This is a genomic window from Roseospirillum parvum (assembly GCF_900100455.1).
Lineage (GTDB): Bacteria > Pseudomonadota > Alphaproteobacteria > Rhodospirillales > Rhodospirillaceae > Roseospirillum > Roseospirillum parvum.
In genome coordinates, this window is sequence record NZ_FNCV01000001.1 from 190733 (window position 1) to 205721 (window position 14989).

The window sequence follows — 14989 nt, forward strand, 5'->3', positions numbered from 1 at the left end:
GGGGCGGGCGACCATGGGCGACGCCGGCCTGGGGCGATGGCTGAACAGCCTGCCGGGCGGTGATCTGGCCTACCGCCTGTGGACCGACGATCTGGTGGTGCCGCTGCTCGGCCGCCATGCCCTGCCGCTGTCGCGGGCCTGGGCGGCGGCCGACGCGGCCGACGGCGACCCCCGGCGATTCCTGGAAAGCCTCGATCTGCCGGCCGGCTGGCGCTGGCCGGTCGGCCCGGCGGTTTCCGCCGTGGCCCGCCGCGCCGCCGCGCATCGGCGCGCCGAGGCGGCATGGCGGCGCGGCCTGTTCGAGGGCCAGGGCACCGGTGATCCGGCGGCGCTGGAAGAGGCCCGGCGCACCGCCGCCCATGCCTGGATGAGCACGCGCAACCTGTTCACGCTGCTCAATCTGGCGGCCGACCTGCCGATTCATGGTGGGCGCCTGCCGACTCTTGGTGGGCGCCTACCGGCGGTGCGCTTCGCCATTCCCGATCCGGCCACCGTCGAGGCGCGCCACGGGGCCCGCCTCGCCGATCCGAGCCGGGCCTTCACCGCCGACCCCGAGGCCGAGGTGGCGGAAAGCCGCGTCGTGTCGCTCGACCTGCCGAGCGGCCCCCGGGCCACCGCCTGGGTGCGCCTGGACTCAGGGCCCGCCGGCCCGGCCTGGGGGCGGCTCGAATGGCCCGAGGGGGTGGACCCGGCCGACGGCCGGCCGCGCCCGGTCGTCATCCTGGCCCACGGCATCTGCATGGAGCCCGAGTTCTGGGCCCCCCACCTGTGGTTCCGCGCCGCCGACCTGATGGCGCCGTTGCGCCGCGCCGGGGTGGTGACCCTGGCCGTCGAGGGGCCGTGGCATGGCCGCCGCCGGCTGCCCGGCTGGTATGGCGGCGAACCGGTGCTCGGGCTGGGGCCGCTGGGGGCGCTCGACTACTTCGCCGCCCACGTGCCGGAGCTGGGCACCCTGACCGCCTGGGCGCGGCGCCGCTTCGGCGGCCCGGTGGGTTTCGCCGGGTTCAGCCTGGGGGCGCTGACCGGGGCCCTGGCCCTGTCGGCGGCGGCCCACTGGCCGACCGCCTGCCGGCCCGACGCCGGGCTCTTGATCGCCCCCGGCGGCTCGGTGCAGGCGCTCAGCCTGAAGGGCACCCTGACCGCCGCCACCGAGGTTCCCCGGGCCCTGCAGGCGGCCGGCTGGACGCCGGCCCGCCTGGATCGCTGGCGGCCGCTGCTCGACCCGGGTGCCGCGCCGGGCATCGCGCCCGGGCGCATCGTTGCCCTGATCGGGGAGGGCGACACGGTGACCCTGCACGACGAGGCCGAGGCCCTGGTCGCCCGCTGGGGGGTGCCGACGGCCAACCGGTTCATCGAGCCGCGCGGCCACTTTTCGGCCTACTACGGCCTGTCGCGCGACCCCGAACCGCTGCACCGGCTGGTCGGCTTGCTGGCCGCCGGGTGAGAGGCCGGCCCTACAGCTTCCAGGACTCGGTGACCAGGTCGAAGACCACCCCCTTGTCGCTGCGTTTGACCGACTTGTTGGCCTGCCGGGGCACCGGCACCTTGCGGGCGATCAGGAAGGAGAGCAGGGCGGCGACCAGGAAGGCCTCGTTCAGGCGGTACGAGCCTTGGCGGCCGTCCTCGCTCTGGATGCGGGCCGAGACTTCCAGCGGCTTGTCCTTGACCACCTCGTAGCCGATCACCCGGCCGCGCGGGATGGGGCCCCGGTCGCGGTCGGTGAAGTCGTCGAGCACGCTTTGGATTTCGCTGTCGGTGAAGATGATCCGGCGGATTTCGGTGGGCATGACGGCTGGCGCGGGGGAGGGGAGGGCGGTCCGGGCGCCACCCGCGCTTACTCTCGCCAAGCGACGGTCAACATCCGGGCGGGGACCCCTGGCACCGGGGGTGCCAGGGGGAACGGTGGCGGGTGGATCAGCCGGCCGGGGTTTCCGGGATTTCGGCGAAGTGGGCCCACTGGGCCGCCCCGTCGCGGTTTTCCACGTAGTTGATGAGGGCGGCGATGGGCCGCCGGTCGAAGCGGGTGCCGGCGTCCTCGAGCAGGATCGAGGAGGCCTTGGCGAACGGCATGGCGGCGCGGAACGAGCGCGGGCTGACCATGCTGACGAAGGCGTTGGCCACCGCCACGATGCGCGCCCCGACGATGATCTGCTCGCCACTCAGACCGTCCGGGTAGCCGGCCCCGTCCCAGCGTTCCTGAAGCTGGCGCAGGGTCGGGCTGACCGGCAGGTCGAAGGCGATGTGGCCCAGAAGGTCGGCCGTCTTGACCATGCTGTCGCGGACGATGCGCATTTCCTCGTCGGTCAGGCGCTCGGTCTTGGTCAGGATCTCGGTCGGCACCAGCACCTTGCCCAGGTTCATCAGGTTGCCGGCGATGTCGACCGTCTGCACCACCTGGTCGTCCTCGCCCATTTCCTGGGCCACCGCGCTGGCCACCTGGGCGACCCGGGCCGAGTGGTTGGCCGAGTAGGGGTCGCGGCTGTCGACCAGACTGACCAGGGTCGAGACCAGATCGCGCATGGTGCTTTCGCGCTTGGCCCGCTCGTCCATCAGTTCGGTGATGTCCTCGATCACCATCAAGGCCGAGGGCGGGTGGTCGCGGTCGCCGGCCAGCGGGATGTGCTCGGACTTGACGATGCGTGGCGGCGCGCCCTCGAGGGTCTGCACGCTCGAACGCGGCTGGCCGCGGTCGATCACCTCCTCGTTCAGGTCCATGAACTTCTTGGCCTGGAAGGGGCCCATCACGTCGACTAGGGTCTTGCCCAGCATCTGCTCGGGCTCCAGGCCGCTCTGCCAGGTGGCGCCCTTGTTGGCGAAGGTGTAGCGCCCCTCGCGGTCGACCGCGGCGATGGCGGTCGGCTGGCCGTCGGTGACGACGCGCATGAACTTCATGTAGTTGGACAGCTTCTCGGCGGCCACCTTGTGGCGCGCCGCCATCTGGGCGAAGCGCATCGAGGTGCCGTGGCGCCACAGGGCGATGGCGCCCACCAGCACGGCGGCGATGACGACCAGGAAGACGATGAGCAGAGTGCGCAGCCGCTGGTCGGTGGCGGCCAGGGCCTCCGAGGTGGCGATGGAGCGGACCAGGGTCCACGGCGTGCCGGCGATGGCCCGCCCGGTGACCAGCACCTCGGCGCTGGCGTAGTCGCGGCGGATGCCGAAGCCACCGGGGCTCTTCAGGGCGAAGGCGGCGGCCAGATCGGCGGTGTCCAGCGCCATGGTCTTTTGCAGCGGTGCCGTGCCGTCGGCCAGCGGCGACAGGTACTCGGCCACCGCGCCGCGCGCCCGGACCAGATAGGACTGGGCGGTCCGGGAGGTTTCGCCGGGCTGGCGCAGGCGGCTGAACAGGGCCTTGTCGGCCGGGCGCAGGCCGACCACGAAGCCGATCGGCTCGCTGCCCGCCCCTTCCTGGACGGCGAACAGGGGCACCGCGAAGCCGATGGTCGGGGCGCCGCCGGCCCCCGGGCGGATGTCGTACAGCGCCGGGCGGCCCTCGGCGGCCTGGGCCAGCACGGTGGCGAAGCCCTCCGGCGGCGGCGGCATGAAGCGGGTGGCGAGCAGGATCGAGCCGCGCGGGTCGAGGATGGCCAGCCCGGCCTTGCCGCTGGGGGCGATGTTGGCGTTGACCGTCTGCTCGGGGATCTCGGCGGCAAAACCGCTCTGCTGGGCGGTGGCTTCCAGCAGGTTGCGCAGGTAGCCGCCCTCCATGGTTTCCTCGGCCGACTCGCCGCTGCCCATCAGGCCCATGGCGTAAAGCTGCAGGCTGGCGTTGTCGGCCAGGCCGCTCAGCACGTCGAACTGCTCGTCCAGCCAGCGGCGGACGTCGGCCGCCCGGCTGTCGGCGACGATGCCCAGGCGGACCTGCCAGTTCTGCAGCTCGCGCTCGCGCTCCTGATTGACGAAGTGGAAGACCAGGGCGACGCCGATCACCGCGACCAGCCCCAGGGCGCCGGCGATGGCGGCCATCTTCAGGCGGGCGGTGCGGGCCTCGCGGGCTTCCTCGGGGCTTTCCGCCGAGCCCACGGGCGCGGAGTCGGTCGTCTGCTCGGTGTTGTTGGCCACGGTCGCCCTCCCTGGTCCCATGCCACAGGCGCGGCGTCCAACCCGGGTTCGGCCCCGCGGGCCCGACCTGTCGGCAGCGTGCACAACACCCCCATGGGGTCGCGGCACGGTTGACGCCATCGCACCTGACAGTGATACCTAATCTGGCATAGACTTGCCAGCGCGGTATGGGCGTCGCCGGGTGGCGGCAACGCTCCGGGGCGCGGGCAACGGGGCCGCCGTTCCGGCCACTCTAGCTTTCGAGGCGGGCGGAGGATGTTGACCGATCATTCACGCCGCCCGGCGCGGCCGCCCGGCTGCCTCGCGGTGGTGGTGCTGGTGCTGGGCCTGCTGGTTGGACCGGGCAGCGCCCAGGCCGGGCTGTTCGGCAGCAACGAAGTGGTCAACCCGGACTTGAGCCCGTTCCCCCGCTGGACCGGGGTGCTCGACCGCGTTTTTCGCGAAAAGGGCAGTGTGGGCGGCAGTTGCCAAAGCCAGGAGTTCAACGCCTGCCACTACGGCAAGTGGATGCAGTTCCTTGATTCGGTGCGCGGCGCCGACCCCCGGACCCAACTGAAAGAAGTCAATAAGTTCATGAACCGGAGCCGCTATATCGTGGATCCGGTGAACTGGGGCGTGAAGGACTATTGGGCCACGGTCGGCCAGTTCCTGGACAAGTACGGGGACTGCGAGGACTACGCCATTGCCAAGTACGTATCGCTGCGCGAGCTGGGCTGGTCGCCCGACGACATGCGCATCGTCATCGTGCAGGACATGAACCTGCGCGTCGCCCACGCCATCCTGGCGGTCAACCTGGATGGTGAAAGCTACATCCTGGACAACCAGATCGGCATGCTGGTCAAGCACAGCCGGATTCGCCACTACCGGCCCATCTACTCGGTCAGCGAGAAGGCCTGGTGGCGCCATCTGCCCCAGTAGGGGGCACAAGGAGGGGGAATGGAGGGGCGGCGGCTGAGCGTGACCCTGGCCACCGACGACATGGCGGCGGCCCGGGCCTTCTATCAGGACCTTCTGGACGGTCGGCCGGTATTCGACTGCGGCTGGTACGTGGTGCTGCGCCTGCCCTCGGGCGGCGAGATTTGCGAGGTGTGCCTAATGCAGCCCCAGGACGCGGCCATGGCGCCGACCCGGGGGGCGACCCTCAATCTGCGGGTCGCCGACGCCGACCGGGCCCACGCCGCGTTGGTCGGGCGGGGGGCTGAGCCGGTGATGCCGCTGGGCGATCATCCCTGGGGGGATCGCGGTTTCGGCATTCTCGATCCGGGCGGCAACATGGTCTACCTGTACCACCCCATCCCGCCGAGCCCCGACTTCGCCGGCTACTTCACCGACCCGGCCTATCTGGCGGAAACCGCCGGGGGGTGAGGCGCCGACTCGGGGGCGCGGAGACGCGAAATCCGCCGCCGGAAAGGTCCGGCGCGGGCAGACGAAATCCGCCGCCGGAAAGGTCCGGCGCGAGCAGGCGAAATCCGCCGCCGGAAAGGTCCGGCGCGGGCAGACGAAATCCGCCGCCGGACAAGGTCCGGCGGCGGTGCGACTCGGGTGCTTTGGTGCCCTGATGGGGCCGCGCCCGCCCGGCAAGGGGCGGCGCGGGGGCTTGCTAGAAGCCCTCGCGCTCCAGGCGCTTGCGCTCCAGCTTGCGGGCGCGGCGGACCGCCTCGGCCTTTTCACGGGCCTTCTTCTCGCTGGGCTTTTCGTAGTTGCGGCGCAGCTTCATCTCGCGGAACACCCCTTCGCGCTGCATCTTCTTCTTGAGCGCCTTCAGGGCCTGATCGACGTTGTTGTCGCGGACGAGAACTTGCACCGGGCACCACTCCTTTTGGCTCAGCTCCGGGACGGCCGTCGGTTCGGCGCGCTGTCCCTGGTTTGTCTGGTTCGTAAAGAACACTGGGTTGAAGAGTACAACAAGCCTCCCGGCGGCCCAGGCGGACCCCGGAGGCTGTCTGAACGGGCCTTCTATCACAGCTTTGGACCCCTGGGAAGGGGGGCGTGAACGAGCGCCCCTTTACCGGACGGGGGGCGCGCCCCATAGTCTGGGCACCATGGCCATTCTGAAGATTGCCCGCATGGGGCATCCGGTGCTGGCCCGCCCCGCCGATCCGGTCGCCGACCCGACGGCGCCCGAGGTGCGCCGGCTGATCGACGACATGACCGAGACCCTGCGCGACGCCGCCGGCCTGGGGCTGGCCGCGCCGCAGGTCCATGAGCCGTGGCGCGTGGTGCTCTATCGGCTGCCGCCGGCGCGCAGCGACGATGGCCGCGGCCGGCCGCTGACGGTGCTCATCAACCCGGTGCTGACGGTCGAGGACCCGACCCCCATCACCGAGTGGGAGGCCTGCCTGTCGCTGCCCGGGCTGACCGGGGCGGTGCCGCGCCCCCGGGCGGTGCGCCTGAACGCCCTGGACGCCGAGGGGCGGTCGTTCGAGCTCCGCGCCGACGGTCATCACGCCCGGGTGCTGCAACACGAATGCGACCATCTGGACGGAATTCTGTACCCGCAACGCATGACCGACCTTGCCCGGTTCGGATTCGTTGACGACATCAAGCGGAGGCTGGCCGCCGACCAGCCTTGATAATCAGGAACAGGCTGGCCGTCGGCCAGTGTTGATGACCTGGAACAGGCTGGTCGCCGACCAGTGTTGATAATCTTGAACAGGCTGGCCGTCGGCCAGCCTTTGGGCCCACCGCCAAACCGGAGATGACCGCCATGCCGCCCCGCGCCGAGTCCCTGCCCCAGGCCCTGGTCGCGCGCAACGACGCCATCGTCGAGGCCGCCCTGACCCATGTGCCCTTCGATGGCTGGACCATGGCCGCCCTGCGCGCCGGGGCGGTCGATGCCGGGCTGGCCGCCGAGCAGGCCGAGTTGGCCTTCCCCGGCGGCGGCGCCGAGGCGGTGCTGTGGCTCGGCGAGTTGGCCGACCGGCGCATGGTGGCGGCCCTGGAAGCCCAGGCCGACCTGATGGAGTTGCCCATCCGGCGGCGCATCCATCTCGCCGTGCGGGCCCGTCTGGAACCGTGGACGGCGCACCGCGAGGCGTTGGCCAAGGGGCTGGGGGTGGTTGCCGTGTCCGCCGCGCCGGCCGGGCTGGCCGCCGCCTGCCGCACGGTGGATGCCATGTGGTGGGCCGTCGGCGACGCCTCGACCGATTTCAACTATTACACCAAGCGGGCCTCGCTGGCCGCCGTGGTGGCCGCCACCACCGCCTTCTGGCTCAACGACGACACCCCGGAGACCACCGCCACCTGGGACTTCCTGGATCGGCGCATCGAGAACGTCCTCAAGGCCATCGCGGCGCGGCGCAAGCTGGTGGCGCGGGTGCGCGAGCTGGGCCTGCCCCGGGTCGAATCGGGCCCGATGCGCCGTCGGCGTGGCCGGCGGCGGCGTTTCGCGCCGGGGGCGCTGCGTGCCTGAGGCGGATTGGCCGGCCAGTCTTGCCGCCCGGCGGGGGGCGCGCTATTTAGGCGCCCGACATATCGCCCCTTCGCATTCCATTTCTGCCCAAGGGTCCCATGCCAAAGGTCACCTTCATAGAGCGCAACGGCAATCGCCGCGAGATCGACGCCCCGGCCGGGCTTTCCGTGCTGGAGATCGCCCACCGCAACGACATCGACATCGAGGGCGCCTGCGAGGGCTCGCTGGCCTGCTCGACCTGCCATGTCATTGTCGACGACGCCTGGTTCGATCGCCTGCCGGCGGCCAAGGAGGACGAGGAGGACATGCTCGATCTGGCCTTCGGGCTGACCCGCACCTCGCGCCTGGGCTGCCAGCTGATCGTCACCGACCAGCTCGACGGCTTGGTCCTCAAGCTGCCGCCGCGCCGCGACTGAGCGGCCGGTTCAAGCCCTTCCCCCAGGTCTGCCCCAGGCTCTCCCGATGACGGCCCCCCTGTCCGCCGAGATCGAGGCCGCCATGGCGACCGCGCTGGCGCCGCGCCCGGCCCCGGGCAGCCGGGTGGCGGTGGCCATGTCGGGCGGCGTCGACAGCTCGGTCACCGCCGCCCTGCTGGCCGCCCAGGGGTTCGAGGTGGTCGGCCTGACCCTGACCCTGTTCGATCCTCCGGCGGCGGGCGCCGATGACGGCTGCGCCGCCGGCCGCCATCGGGAGGACGCCCGCCGGGTGGCCGAGCGCCTGGGCATCGCCCACCACGTGATCGACGCCCGCGAGACCTTCGCCCGCCAGGTGGTCGAACCGTTCGTCGCCAGCTACCGGCGCGGCGAGACGCCCTTGCCCTGTGCCCTGTGCAACCGCGCCGTCAAGTTCGGCGACCTGCTGGAGGCCGCCGAGCGGCTGGGCTGCGCCTTCCTGGCCACCGGCCACTACGCGCGGCGCACCCTGGACGCCGAGGGCCGCCCCGGGCTGGCCCGGGGGGCCGACGCCGGCAAGGACCAGAGCTACTTCCTGTTCGCCCTGTCGCGTCGGCAGTTGGCGCGCCTGCGCTTCCCCCTCGGCGGGCTGGACAAGGCGGCGACCCGCGAGGTGGCCCGGGAACTGGGGCTGGCCGTGGCCGACAAGCCGGAAAGCCAGGACATCTGCTTCATCCCGGACGGCGACTATGCCGCCGTGGTCAAGGCCCACGACCCCGGGGCGGCGCGCCCCGGCCCGATCGTCGACACCGAGGGCCGCGAGGTGGGCCGTCACCAGGGGATCATCCACTACACCATCGGCCAGCGCCGGGGGCTGGGCATCGGCGGCCGGGCCGAGCCGCTCTACGTGGTCCGCCTGGAGCCCGAGGCCAACCGGGTGGTGGTCGGCCCGCAGGCCGCGCTGGGCCGCCGCCGCTTCGAGCTGGACGCGGTCAACTGGCTCGGCCCCGGCGAGGCGCTGCCGGCCCGGGGGCTGGCCTGCCGGGTCAAGACCCGCAACGCCCAGGCGCCCTTCGCGGCCACCGTGTCTCCGTTGCCGGATGGGCGGGCCGAGGTGCTGGCCGAGGCGCCGGTGATCGGCGTCGCCCCCGGTCAGGCCGGGGTGTTCTATGGCCCGGAGGCGGACGGGGCGCTGCTCGGCGGCGGCTGGATCAGTCGCGACCCGGGAGCGAACCGTTGACCGGCGGTGGGCCCGGCGGCGGGCTCGGCAGGGTGAAGCGGACCAGACAGCCGCGCCCGGGCGTGCCCTCGGCGTGGATGGTGCCGCCGTGGCGTTCGACGATGCGCCGGCAGATCGACAGGCCCATGCCGCTGCCCGGATAGGCGGCGGCCGCGTCGAGCCGGGTGAAGACGGCGAAGATGCGTTCCGCCTCGGCCGCCGTGAAGCCGATCCCGTTGTCGCGCACGGTGAAGCCGACCAGGGCTCGTTCGCCGTTGTCGGGCGTCGTCGCCCGGGTGGCGCTGATCCACACCCGGCAGGGGACGCCGGCGCGGCGGAATTTCAGGGCGTTGGCCAGCAGGTTCTGGAACAGCTGGGTGATCTGGGTGGCGTCGCCGATCACCGGCGGCAGGTCGTCGGAGACCACTTCCGCCTCGGCGTCGGCGATGGCCCGGGCGAGGTTGGCCCGGGCGTCGGCCAGGGCGTGGTTGGGGTTGATCGGCTGGAAGGGCACCGAGCGGTCGTCGATCCGGGCATAGGCATCGAGGCCGCTGATCAGATCGTGCATGCGCCGCCCGGCATCGACGATGAAGGTCAGCTCGGCGCGGCGCTCGGCGGGCAGGTCGGGGCCCAGGCGGCGTTCCAGGATCTGCGAGTAGGAGACGATGCTGCGCAACGGCTCCTTCAGGTCGTGGGCGGCGGCGTGGGCGAAGTGCTGGAGTTCCTGGTTGATCGCCGCCAGATGGTCCAGGGCGCGGCCCAGGTCCTCCTCGCGTTTCAGGCGCTCGGTCTGGTCGCGGGTGATCGAGACGATGTGCGGCACGCCGCCCATGTCGATCAGGCTGGCCGACATGATGCCCTGGATCAGCCGCCCGTCGCGGGCCCGGAAGGTGGCCGTGTGCTCGGCCACCATCGGTGTCTCGCCCAGCCGTCGGACCAGGGCCTGCCGTTCCTCGGGGTGTTCCCAGATCCCCGCCTCGATCGAACCACGGCCGACGATGTCCTCGGCCGGCCAGCCGGTGGTCTGGGTGAAGGCGCGGTTGACGGCCACGTAGACACCGTCGACGGCGCGGTTGATGGCCGCCGAATCGGGGATGGTCTCGATCGAGATGGAGAACCGCTCCTCGCTCTTGGCCAGGGCGTGGCGCAGGCGGGCCGCCTCGGCGGCGATCAGGGCGGCGGTCCACAGCAGGCCGAGCAGGGCCAGCAGCAGCACCGACAGGGCATTGATCTGCGGGGTCAACCCGTTGGCCAGGGCGACCGACACGATGCGCAGCATCTGGGTCAGGAAGACCGCCCCCAGCAGGCCGCCGATCAGCCCCTTGAGGGGGCGCGGCACGCTGCCCCCTGGCGTCGCCAGCAGGCGCAGGGCGAGGATCAGGAAGACCACGTGCATGACCTGGAACAGGCCAACCCGGGCCTCCATCAGGGGCATGGCGAAGGTGAACCAGGCCTGTCCGGCCAGGGTGACGGCCCCGGCGCCGAGCGCCAGCGACCAGCGGACGGGCCTCTCCAGCGCCTCGGCCAGGCCCTTGAGCAGGGACAGGAAGGCGCCCACCGCGCACAGGTTGATGGCCAGGGTCAGCGCCGTCTCGGCGCCCAGCGGCCGCAGCGCGACGCCGATGTGGGTCAGGGCGAGCAGGGTGTCGGCCCCGGCCAGCCAAGGCAGGCTGCGGGCGCCGGCCAGCATCCGATGGCTGAGCAGGGCCAGTCCGGCGGCGGCCAGGAAGGCGATCGCCGCCGCCGCGAGGATCACCGTGTAGCTGATCTGGTCCGGCATGGGAGGACCTTTGGCCGGGACGGCTGAAGTGGGCGTCGAAAAACCGGGGTGTCAAAACAAAACCGGGGCGCCGAAAAAACGACCAAGGCCCGATTATCAACCCACACGATACCGCACCCGGGGCCGGCTGGCCATCTCCCTGGTTGAAGGGGTGGGGCCTCAGGCCTCTGGCCAGGGGGGCGTCCGGGGGTGCAGCGTGGCGCCCGCCTGACCGGCGGTGAAGGTGGCGCCGGGCCCCAGGTGTTCGATCCTCAGCAGGGCCAGGCCCCGGTCGCCGCTGCCGCTTTTCATCTCGCCGGCCTCGCGGCCGTCGCGGCCGAGGAGGATCGTGCCGGGCTCGGGCAGGGGGCCGTCGACGTCCACCGGAACCAGGGTTTTCTTGACCAGCCCGCGGTGCTTGGTGCGGGCGGTCAGCTCCTGGCCCATGTAGCAGCCCTTGTCGAAGCTGACCCCGTTCAGCGGTTCGAAGCCGTGCTCCATCAAAAGCCCCTTGTCGGGGGTGATGTCGCGCGACCCGTCGGGCAGGCCGAGGCCCAGGCGGTGGTGTTCCCACTCGGCGATGGGGGTGGGGGCGAGGCCCTCGAGGTCGGCCGCCGGGGTGCTTTCCGGCGGCCCCAGCAGGCGCCCCCCGGCGCCGGGCAGGCGCGGGTCGAGGAAGGCCACCCCGGCCGGGGCCAGGGGTCGGGCGGCGCCCGGGTCGTCGGGCAGCCCGAGCACGGCCGGGGTCCCGGCGCCCCAGACGGCGAACACCGCCGCCTCGCTGGGGTTGATCTCGACCTCGGCGCGCAGGCGGTGGCGTTTCAGGCGGGCCATCAGGTCGTCGCGCCGGGCCGCCTCGACATCGAGCCACAGCGCCGCCTCGCGGGCGACCACGAACAGATCGAACAGGAACTTGCCCTGCGGTGTCAGCAGGGCGGCCCACACCGCCCGCTGCGGCCCGACCCGGGTCATGTCGTTGGAGACCAGCCCTTGCAGGAAGCCCACCCGGTCGGCCCCGGTCAGCTCGATCACCGCGCGGTGGGGCAGGGGGCAGATGGCGGCGCTGTCGGCGGGCATGGCAACCTCGTGTGGGCGGGGTGGGGACGTTGACGGGGGGAGCGTTGACGGGCGGGGGCCAACGGCCTATCACCCCGGACGGTCGATTTGTTCCTGGGGCGGCGCCGGGCACGACGCTATATTCGATCAGCCTCGCCGCCGATCAATGGCCCCCCATGCGCATCCTGCTTCTTGACGACAGTTTTCCCTTCGACGGCTACAGCCCGCAGACCCGTCCCCTGGGCGGGCCGGAAAAGGCCTTTGCCCGCCTGCCCGGGGCATTGGTCGGGTTGGGCCATCAGGTCAGCGTGTACAATCGGAGCGAGCGCCGGCTGTTCATCGAAGGCGCCCGCTGGCGCCCCCTGGGGGCCGAGCCGCTGCCCTTCGAGACCGACCTCCTGATCGCCCACCGCACCCCGGCGCTGCTGGAAAAGGTGCGCGGCGCCCGGGCCCGTCTGCTCTGGGTGACCGGCGACCCGGCACCGCTGGGCGGGCCGGAGGCGCGGCGCCGGCTGGCCGACGTGGGCGCCGTGGTCGCCCTGGCCGGCCCGGCCCAGGAGGCCCGCTGGCGCGGCGAGGTGCCGATGCGCCGCCTGCCACTGGGCGTCGGCGGCGACTATCTGGCCTCCGGGCGCTATTTCCTGGATGACCCGAAACCGGCCGAGGGGCCGCCCCGGGCCATCGTCACCACCCATCCGGCGCACGGGCTGGCGGGGATTCTCGAGATGTGGGCCGAGGTCATCCATCCCCGGGTGCCGGCGGCCGAGTTGCACGTTTACTCCGCCACCCTGGCCAAGGTCGCCGAGGGCGCCGAGCCGCCGCCCGAGTTGAGGGAGGTGGCGGCCCGGGCGCTGGCCATGGGCGGGGTGGGGGTGCGCCTGCTCAAGCCCCAGGGCGACCCGGTCATGGCGCGGGCCTACCGCGAGGCCGACGTCCATCTCTACCCCGGGCACGCCGGCGACCTGATGGCCTGGACCCTGGCCGAGTCCCAGGCCGCCGGGGCGGCCGCCGTGGTCGGTCCCCAGGCGGCGGCGGTGGGGCGCATCGACAACGGCGAGACCGGCCATGTGGCCCCCGACGACGCCGGCTTCGCCAATCTGGCGGCCCAGATGCTGGCCGACCGGGGGTGGGCGGCGCGGCTCGGCGCGGCGGCCGCCGACCCGGCCCGCCATCTGACCTGGCGGGCCAGCGCCGAGGGCTTCGCCGAGCTGGGCGAACGGCTGCTGGCCCCACAAGGCGCGGCGCGGCCCAAGGTGTCACGGCGTTTCGGGCTGCCGCGCCGGGAGCGGCCATGAGCCGCCTTCTGTTCGTCACCTCGACCCGCATCGGCGACGCGGTGCTGTCGCTGGGAGTGCTGGATCGCCTGATCGCCGAAATGGACGGCCCCCGGGTGACCGTGGCCTGCGGCCCCGCCCCGGCCACCCTGTTTCGCGCCGTGCCCGGCCTGACACGGGTCATCGCCCTGCCCAAGAAGAAGCGCGGCGGCCACTGGTGGGACCTGTGGCGGCAGGTGGCGACCACCCGCTGGGATACCGTGGTCGACCTCAGGCGCTCGGCCCTGGCCTGGCTGGTGCCGGCCCGCCGCCGCCTGATCCTGCCCGCCGAGGTGGCGGCGCCGGAACACCGGGTGCGCCACATCGCCCGCCTGCTGGGCAGCCCCGAGAGCCCGCCGGCGCCGCGCCTGTGGGCCACCCCGGAGGACCGCGCCGAGGCGGCCCGCCGGCTGCCCGAGGGCCCGCTGCTGGCCCTCGGGCCGACCGCCAACTGGCCGGCCAAGGTGTGGCCGGCCGAGCGCTTCGCCGAGTTGGCGCGCCGCCTGACCGGCTCCGCCGGCCCGCTGCCCGGGGCCCCGGTGGCGGTCTTCGGCGGCCCCGGCGAGGAAGCCCAGGCGGCGCCCCTGCTGGCGGCGCTCGAGGGCCTGCCGGTGGTCGATCTGGTGGGCCGGGTGGACCTTACCCTGGCCGGCGCCTGTCTGGGCCGCGCCGCCCTCTACGTGGGCAACGACTCGGCCCTGATGCACCTCGCCGCCGCCGCCGGGGTGCCCACCCTGGGCCTCTTCGGGCCGACCCGGGAGGTGTTCTATGGCCCCTGGGGGACGCGGGCCGCCGTGGCGCGCACCGACACCCCTTTCCTTGAGCTGTTCCCGCCGGGCTACGACTGGCACGATGGGCGCTCGCTGATGACCAGCCTTCCGGTGGACAAGGCCGAGGCGGCGGCCCGCGCCCTGCTCGCCGGACCCGGAGCCGCGCCATGACGTCAGAAAAGCGCCCCACCCTGAGCGCCCTGGTGGTCGCCCACAACGAGGCCGACCGCATCGCCGCCTGCCTGGAAAAGCTCGCCTTCTGCGACGAGATCGTGGTCGTCCTCGACCGCTGCACCGACCACACCGACGCCGTCGCCCGGCGCTTCACCGACCGCCTGCTGCCCGGCGCCTGGCCGGTGGAGGGCGAGCGGCGCAACGCCGGCATCGCGGCCTGCCAGGGCGACTGGGTGCTGGAGGTGGACTGCGACGAGCACGTGCCGCCGGCGCTGGCCGAGGAAATCCGCCGGGTCATCGCCACCTCCGACGCCGACTACCACGAGATCCCGGTCGACAACTTCATCGGCCCGCGCCGGGTCCGCCACGGCTGGGGGGCGAGCTTCGGCAAGGCGGCCTATCCCGGGCTGTTCCGCAAAGACGCCAAGAGCTGGGGCCGGGCCCGGGTCCACCCGCCGCTGAGCTGGACCGGGCGCCACGGCCAGCCGGCCATCAAGGGCGCCATGCTCAGCCAGCGGATCGACCATTTCGTCGACCGCGACCCCTCGGACATGCTGCGCCGGCTCGATTCCTACACCACCGCCCGGGCCCTCGACCTGCTGGAGGCGGAGCGGGTGGACGGCCTGCCCAACAACGTGCGGCGCCTGTTCAGCCGCACCTTCAAGTGCTATGTCATGCGGCGCGGCTATCGCGAAGGTGGCCTTGGCCTGATGATCGCCCTGATGGCCGGGCTGTATCCGCTGATCGCCCATCTCAAGGCCCGCCACTGGCGCCAGTTCCCGCCGCCGCCGCAAGGCTGAGCGGCGCCCGTTTCCATCCGCCCCCCGCGTCT

General features: G+C 72.7%; 15 protein-coding genes. 10 read left to right on the forward strand and 5 right to left on the reverse strand.

The window, feature by feature from the left end:
• The first annotated feature begins 13 nt into the window (after positions 1 to 13).
• Complete coding sequence (locus BLR95_RS00785; protein WP_092614031.1) at positions 14 to 1444, forward strand: alpha/beta hydrolase; 1431 nt, start codon at positions 14 to 16, stop codon at positions 1442 to 1444.
• 10 nt (positions 1445 to 1454) lie between these two features.
• On the opposite strand, the gene BLR95_RS00790 is transcribed toward BLR95_RS00785, so the two are convergent.
• Entirely contained in the window at positions 1455 to 1787 is a 333-nt protein-coding gene (locus tag BLR95_RS00790; RefSeq protein WP_092614032.1) for a hypothetical protein, read from the reverse strand.
• A 127-nt stretch (positions 1788 to 1914) separates the two neighbouring features.
• Positions 1915 to 4062, reverse strand: a complete 2148-nt coding sequence (locus BLR95_RS00795) for an HD domain-containing phosphohydrolase (protein ID WP_143130901.1) — start codon at positions 4060 to 4062, stop codon at positions 1915 to 1917.
• Between the two features lie 255 nt (positions 4063 to 4317).
• On the opposite strand from BLR95_RS00795, the gene BLR95_RS00800 reads away from it, so the two are divergent.
• On the forward strand, positions 4318 to 4980 hold the full coding sequence (locus tag BLR95_RS00800) for a transglutaminase-like cysteine peptidase (RefSeq protein ID WP_092614034.1): 663 nt from the start codon (positions 4318 to 4320) through the stop codon (positions 4978 to 4980).
• Positions 4981 to 4998: 18 nt separating this feature from the next.
• The gene (locus tag BLR95_RS00805; RefSeq protein ID WP_092614035.1) at positions 4999 to 5427 is read left to right on the forward strand and encodes a VOC family protein; all 429 of its coding nucleotides are present in this window, start codon (positions 4999 to 5001) and stop codon (positions 5425 to 5427) included.
• A gap of 235 nt (positions 5428 to 5662) precedes the next feature.
• On the opposite strand, the gene rpsU is transcribed toward BLR95_RS00805, so the two are convergent.
• The gene (rpsU, locus tag BLR95_RS00810; protein WP_092614036.1) at positions 5663 to 5866 is read right to left on the reverse strand and encodes a 30S ribosomal protein S21; all 204 of its coding nucleotides are present in this window, start codon (positions 5864 to 5866) and stop codon (positions 5663 to 5665) included.
• Positions 5867 to 6104: 238 nt separating this feature from the next.
• Here rpsU and def point away from each other — a divergent pair, with 238 nt between their 5' ends.
• The 4 genes from def to mnmA all read left to right on the forward strand — a co-directional run bounded on the left by def (position 6105) and on the right by mnmA (position 9106).
• Complete coding sequence (gene def / locus BLR95_RS00815) at positions 6105 to 6635, forward strand: peptide deformylase (RefSeq protein WP_092614037.1); 531 nt, start codon at positions 6105 to 6107, stop codon at positions 6633 to 6635.
• A gap of 134 nt (positions 6636 to 6769) precedes the next feature.
• Positions 6770 to 7474 carry a COQ9 family protein gene (locus tag BLR95_RS00820; protein ID WP_176787507.1) on the forward strand — a complete coding sequence of 235 codons (705 nt, stop codon included), beginning with the start codon at positions 6770 to 6772 and terminating at the stop codon, positions 7472 to 7474.
• A 98-nt stretch (positions 7475 to 7572) separates the two neighbouring features.
• Entirely contained in the window at positions 7573 to 7890 is a 318-nt protein-coding gene (locus BLR95_RS00825) for a ferredoxin family 2Fe-2S iron-sulfur cluster binding protein (protein WP_092614039.1), read from the forward strand.
• 46 nt (positions 7891 to 7936) lie between these two features.
• Complete coding sequence (mnmA, locus tag BLR95_RS00830; protein ID WP_092614040.1) at positions 7937 to 9106, forward strand: tRNA 2-thiouridine(34) synthase MnmA; 1170 nt, start codon at positions 7937 to 7939, stop codon at positions 9104 to 9106.
• On the opposite strand, the gene BLR95_RS00835 is transcribed toward mnmA, so the two are convergent.
• Together BLR95_RS00835 and ygfZ are read right to left on the reverse strand one after the other, a co-directional pair.
• The gene (locus BLR95_RS00835; RefSeq protein WP_092614041.1) at positions 9078 to 10865 is read right to left on the reverse strand and encodes a sensor histidine kinase; all 1788 of its coding nucleotides are present in this window, start codon (positions 10863 to 10865) and stop codon (positions 9078 to 9080) included. The genes mnmA and BLR95_RS00835 overlap by 29 nt on opposite strands.
• Positions 10866 to 11024: 159 nt before the next feature.
• Positions 11025 to 11921, reverse strand: a complete 897-nt coding sequence (gene ygfZ / locus BLR95_RS00840) for a CAF17-like 4Fe-4S cluster assembly/insertion protein YgfZ (protein ID WP_092614042.1) — start codon at positions 11919 to 11921, stop codon at positions 11025 to 11027.
• Between the two features lie 155 nt (positions 11922 to 12076).
• Here ygfZ and BLR95_RS00845 point away from each other — a divergent pair, with 155 nt between their 5' ends.
• From BLR95_RS00845 to BLR95_RS00855, 3 genes are read left to right on the forward strand one after another with little or no spacing between them, the layout of a single operon-like run.
• Positions 12077 to 13195, forward strand: coding sequence for a glycosyltransferase (locus BLR95_RS00845; RefSeq protein ID WP_092614043.1), 1119 nt, complete (start codon positions 12077 to 12079; stop codon positions 13193 to 13195).
• The gene (locus BLR95_RS00850) at positions 13192 to 14154 is read left to right on the forward strand and encodes a glycosyltransferase family 9 protein (RefSeq protein ID WP_092614044.1); all 963 of its coding nucleotides are present in this window, start codon (positions 13192 to 13194) and stop codon (positions 14152 to 14154) included. The genes BLR95_RS00845 and BLR95_RS00850 overlap by 4 nt, the downstream gene beginning before the upstream one ends.
• On the forward strand, positions 14151 to 14957 hold the full coding sequence (locus BLR95_RS00855) for a glycosyltransferase family 2 protein (protein ID WP_092614045.1): 807 nt from the start codon (positions 14151 to 14153) through the stop codon (positions 14955 to 14957). Before BLR95_RS00850 ends, BLR95_RS00855 begins: the two co-directional genes overlap by 4 nt.
• Positions 14958 to 14989 lie beyond the last annotated feature (32 nt).

Excerpts from the sequence above, each read along its gene's own strand:
- BLR95_RS00785 (WP_092614031.1), top strand. The coding sequence starts at position 14 with ATGGGCGACGCCGGCCTGGGGCGATGGCTGAACAGCCTGCCGGGCGGT.
- BLR95_RS00790 (WP_092614032.1), bottom strand. The coding sequence starts at position 1,787 with ATGCCCACCGAAATCCGCCGGATCATCTTCACCGACAGCGAAATCCAA.
- BLR95_RS00800 (WP_092614034.1), top strand. The coding sequence starts at position 4,318 with ATGTTGACCGATCATTCACGCCGCCCGGCGCGGCCGCCCGGCTGCCTC.
- BLR95_RS00805 (WP_092614035.1), top strand. The coding sequence starts at position 4,999 with ATGGAGGGGCGGCGGCTGAGCGTGACCCTGGCCACCGACGACATGGCG.
- def (WP_092614037.1), top strand. The coding sequence starts at position 6,105 with ATGGCCATTCTGAAGATTGCCCGCATGGGGCATCCGGTGCTGGCCCGC.
- BLR95_RS00820 (WP_176787507.1), top strand. The coding sequence starts at position 6,770 with ATGCCGCCCCGCGCCGAGTCCCTGCCCCAGGCCCTGGTCGCGCGCAAC.
- BLR95_RS00825 (WP_092614039.1), top strand. The coding sequence starts at position 7,573 with ATGCCAAAGGTCACCTTCATAGAGCGCAACGGCAATCGCCGCGAGATC.
- mnmA (WP_092614040.1), top strand. The coding sequence starts at position 7,937 with ATGACGGCCCCCCTGTCCGCCGAGATCGAGGCCGCCATGGCGACCGCG.
- BLR95_RS00835 (WP_092614041.1), bottom strand. The coding sequence starts at position 10,865 with ATGCCGGACCAGATCAGCTACACGGTGATCCTCGCGGCGGCGGCGATC.
- ygfZ (WP_092614042.1), bottom strand. The coding sequence starts at position 11,921 with ATGCCCGCCGACAGCGCCGCCATCTGCCCCCTGCCCCACCGCGCGGTG.
- BLR95_RS00845 (WP_092614043.1), top strand. The coding sequence starts at position 12,077 with ATGCGCATCCTGCTTCTTGACGACAGTTTTCCCTTCGACGGCTACAGC.
- BLR95_RS00850 (WP_092614044.1), top strand. The coding sequence starts at position 13,192 with ATGAGCCGCCTTCTGTTCGTCACCTCGACCCGCATCGGCGACGCGGTG.
- BLR95_RS00855 (WP_092614045.1), top strand. The coding sequence starts at position 14,151 with ATGACGTCAGAAAAGCGCCCCACCCTGAGCGCCCTGGTGGTCGCCCAC.